Origin of the sequence: Arthrobacter sp. Hiyo1, assembly GCF_001263615.2 — a bacterium.
In the GTDB taxonomy this organism is placed as follows: Bacteria; Actinomycetota; Actinomycetes; order Actinomycetales; family Micrococcaceae; genus Arthrobacter.
Map to the genome: position 1 here is coordinate 14,241 of NZ_DF952476.1, position 3,677 is coordinate 17,917.

4 protein-coding genes are annotated in these 3,677 nt (G+C 65.2%); all 4 read left to right on the forward strand.

The features are described 5' to 3' along the window. The coding region (locus AHiyo1_RS20500) for an ABC transporter substrate-binding protein (protein WP_059389810.1) at window positions 1-854 on the forward strand (854 nt) is incomplete at its 5' end. After that, a complete protein-coding gene (locus AHiyo1_RS20505; protein WP_059389811.1) occupies window positions 851-2,011 on the forward strand; it encodes an LLM class flavin-dependent oxidoreductase in 1,161 nt (386 codons plus the stop codon). The genes AHiyo1_RS20500 and AHiyo1_RS20505, both read left to right, overlap by 4 nt. Continuing rightward, on the forward strand, window positions 1,995-2,840 hold the full coding sequence (locus AHiyo1_RS20510; protein WP_059389812.1) for a DUF1684 domain-containing protein: 846 nt from the start codon (window positions 1,995-1,997) through the stop codon (window positions 2,838-2,840). Before AHiyo1_RS20505 ends, AHiyo1_RS20510 begins: the two co-directional genes overlap by 17 nt. Next, window positions 2,837-3,677: LLM class flavin-dependent oxidoreductase (locus AHiyo1_RS20515; RefSeq protein WP_059389813.1), on the forward strand; the 841-nt coding region annotated here is incomplete at its 3' end. The genes AHiyo1_RS20510 and AHiyo1_RS20515, both read left to right, overlap by 4 nt.

Here is a 3,677-nt window from a genome sequence, read left to right on the forward strand (position 1 = left end):
ACACCTCGCCCGAGCAGAACCGTATCCGGGCGCAGAAGGATCCCGCCGCGGCAGCCGCCGTGCCGGCCGCGATCGGCAAGGACGGCAAACTGACCGTTGCCACCACGGCCGGGTCCATCCCGCTGTCCTTCCATGCGACGGATGACAAGACCCCGATCGGAGTCGAGGTGGACATCGCCCAGCTCGTGGCCGACAAGCTGGGCCTCGCACTGGACGTGCAGGTCACCTCCTGGGAGAACTGGCCGCTCAAGACGCAGTCGGGCGATTTCGAAGCGGTCTTCTCGAACGTGGGCATCAATAAGGACCGGGTGAAACTGTTCGACTTCTCCACCTACCGCGCCGCGTACATGGGATTCGAAGCCAAGAAATCGTCCACGTACAACATCAAGGGCGCGGACGATATCTCCGGGCTGAAGGTCTCGGTGGGCTCGGGCACCAACCAGGAGAAGATCCTCCTGGCCTGGAACAAGGACCTGGAATCCCGTGGCAAGGCTCCGGCAACACTGCAGTACTACTCCTCCGACGCCGACACCATCCTGGCGCTCTCCTCGGGCCGGACGGACCTGAACATCGCGCCCTATCCGTCCGTCTCCTACCGCGAGAACACGCGGGACGACCTGAAAGTGGTGGGCAAAGTCAACGCTGGCTGGCCTTCAGAGACCCTCGTCGCGGCCACCACCCTCAAAGGCAACGGCCTGGCTCCGGCCATCACGGATGCCCTGAATTCGGCGATCAAGGATGGCTCCTACGGGAAGGTCCTGGACCGCTGGGGCCTTTCGCAGGAAGCCTTGCCGGAATCGAAGACCGTGACAGAGGCAAACTTCGGGAGTGCCCAGACAGGGAAAACACAGTGAAGTTCCAGGTACTCGACATCATTCCGCACCTGAAGAACCCGCTGACGGGAGAAATCGTCTCGACGGCCGAGCGGCTCAACCAAGTGGTGCAGACTGCGCGCCGGGCCGAGGAATTGGGTTTCGATAGTTTCGCTGTGGGGGAGAGGCATGCCGGTGAGTTCATCTCATCGTCCCCGACGACGGTCCTCGCCGCCATCGCGGCGGTCACCAACCGTATTCGATTGCAGACCGGCGTCACCGTCTTGTCGGTGCTCGATCCCGTGCGGGTGGCCGAAGACTACGCCACGATCGATCAGCTGAGCCGGGGCCGCCTGGAACTCGTGATCGGCAAGGGCAACGAAGTGCTGCAATATCCGTTGTTCGGGCTCTCCCTCGATGATCAGTGGGAGCTGCTCGCCGAAAAGTATGGCTTGTTGCGGAGGCTGTGGCGTGAAGAAAACGTCACCTGGTCCGGCCGTTTCCGGCCCGCATTGAGCGAAGTGACGACGACGACGCCGCGACCGTTTGCGGGTTCGCCGCGGATTTGGCACGGCTCGGCTACAACCCTGACCTCGGCTGCGCTCGCCGCCCAGTGGGGCGATCCACTTTTCACGGCCAACGCCATCCAGCCTCGCGAGAACTACAAGATCCTGATCGACCACTACCGCGAGGAATACGAACGCCACGGCCACGATCCTCGGCACCAGTACCTCGGTTCGGGTTCCGGCGCAGGCGGCGTGTTCGTCGCGGACACCACGCAGGAAGCCAAGCGCCAGTTCGGGCCTGTTTATGAGGCCTTGACCGCTGGACGCAACGTCCCGGGCAACAATTCGCCGTTCCGGGACATCGAGCATGCCGTGGCTGAAGGGCCAGCACTGGTGGGCAGTCCGGAACAGGTCATCGACAAAATCCTGAGCTACCACTCGCTCTACGGCCACGATCTCCAATCCATTTCCTTGCCCACCACGTTGCCCTTCGAGCAGCAGCTGGAGATCCTGGAGCGGTTCGCGCTCGAGGTCATCCCGGCCGTCCGCGCCGCCGCGCCCACGACCTTGTGGGAACCGGCGGATCCCTTTGGTGGCCGCCCGGAATTCGCTGGCGCCACGTCACCGGACGCTTCCGGAACTGTCACCACAGATCATGCAAACCACAGGAGGAATCATGCCTACGCCCACTGAAACGGCTACGTCCACCACTCCGGCCTTCACCGCAGCCTGGCAGGAATGGCACGCCGAGCACGAGCGTCACCGGGCCGATCCGCACGGATTCCTCGCTGTCACCCATCTGCACTGGCTTGGTTCCGAAGATGCTCCGCTCGACGGGGTGCCCGGCGCCTGGAGTGTGGAGAACGACGTCGTCACTGTGGTTTTAGGACCAGGCGAAAGCCTGCTTCGGGATGGCCGGGAACTCAACACCGACGCCGCCGGGGCCACCGTCGTTTTCGGCCCCATCGCGGAACGAGACGGCCTCAACCTCAACGCGGGGGACACGGTCGTCGAGCTCGCCAAGCGCGGCGGCGAGTACATCGTCCGGCCGCGGCACCCCGGGAATCCGCTGCTCAACGAATACCGCGGAACGCCCGCATACGCACCGGATGCATCGTTCGCGGTGAGCGGTACGTTCGTGCCGTTTGAGGTTCCCCGACCGACCACAGTGGGGGCCGCCGTCGAGGGTATCCAGCACGTCTACGAGGCGCCCGGCGAGCTCCACTTCAACCTCGCGGGCCAGGACTTGGTGCTCACGGCCTTCAACGGACATGCGCCGGGCACACTCTCGGTGCTGTTCACGGATGCGACGTCGGGCAAGACCACCTACGCGGCCAATCGCTCGCTCACGGTGACCCCGGAATCGGACGGCTCCGTGGTGCTCGACTTCAACCGTGCCGTCAACTTGCCGTGCGCCTACACGGACCTTGCCACGTGCCCGCTCCCACCCTCGGAAAACCGGCTGAGCGTGGCCATCGAAGCCGGCGAACAGATCCCTTACGAAAGGCAGGAGCAGCAATGAGCGGCATCTCCCGTCCGGGCCAGCCCGGATTCCTGGCCTTGGAGCTCGACGGCGACGGCGCCCACCCCGCGGCCTGGCGCAAAGCCTGGCATGCCCCGGATGAGTTGCTGAACGGTTCGCGGATCCGGAGCACGGTGCTGGCGGCGGAATCGGCCGGGATTCATGTGGCGACGTTCGCTGATGGGTCTGGGACTGACGGCTCCGGCGCTGGCGGGCGAGATGTTGCAGGCCGCCTGAACGCCCTTCAGCGCGCCGCGTTCGCGGGTCCCGTCACGAGTTCCATCGTGCTGGTACCGGAAGTGGACACGGTCTACACCGAGCCGTTCCACATCTCCACTCAGCTGGCGAGCTTGGACTATGTCTCGGGCGGACGGGCGGGTTGGCTCGTCGCGGCGAGCGGCTCCGCGGAGGAGGCTGCCGCCGTCGGGCGTTCATTTGTTGAAGGTGCCGCCTTGGCGCAGGAGGCCGCGGCGTCGGTGGAAGTGAGCCGGCGGCTTTGGGATTCCTGGGAGGACCACGCCGTGATCCGCGACGTCCCCACCGGGCGGTACTTTGACGTGGACAAACTGCACTACATCGACTTCGAGACGCCGGCGGATTTCGCAGGGGCCGGGTATTCCGTGAAGGGTCCCTCCATCATTCCGCGCCCGCTGCAGGGGCAATTGCCCGTAGTTGCGCAGGCCGACTTGCTTCGTTCGGACGCCGACGTGGTGCTGGTGTCCGCTCCGACGCCTTCACTTCTCGCCGAGGAGGTTGCGGACGTGCGTGCCCGGACCGCTGTTGGGGGCGGCCCGGTTCTTGCGGGCGGCCCGGCGGTAGTGGCGGAGCTCGACGTCG

Coding starts and splice junctions, on each gene's coding strand:
- AHiyo1_RS20510 (WP_059389812.1), top strand. CDS start 1,995: ATGCCTACGCCCACTGAAACGGCTACGTCCACCACTCCGGCCTTCACC.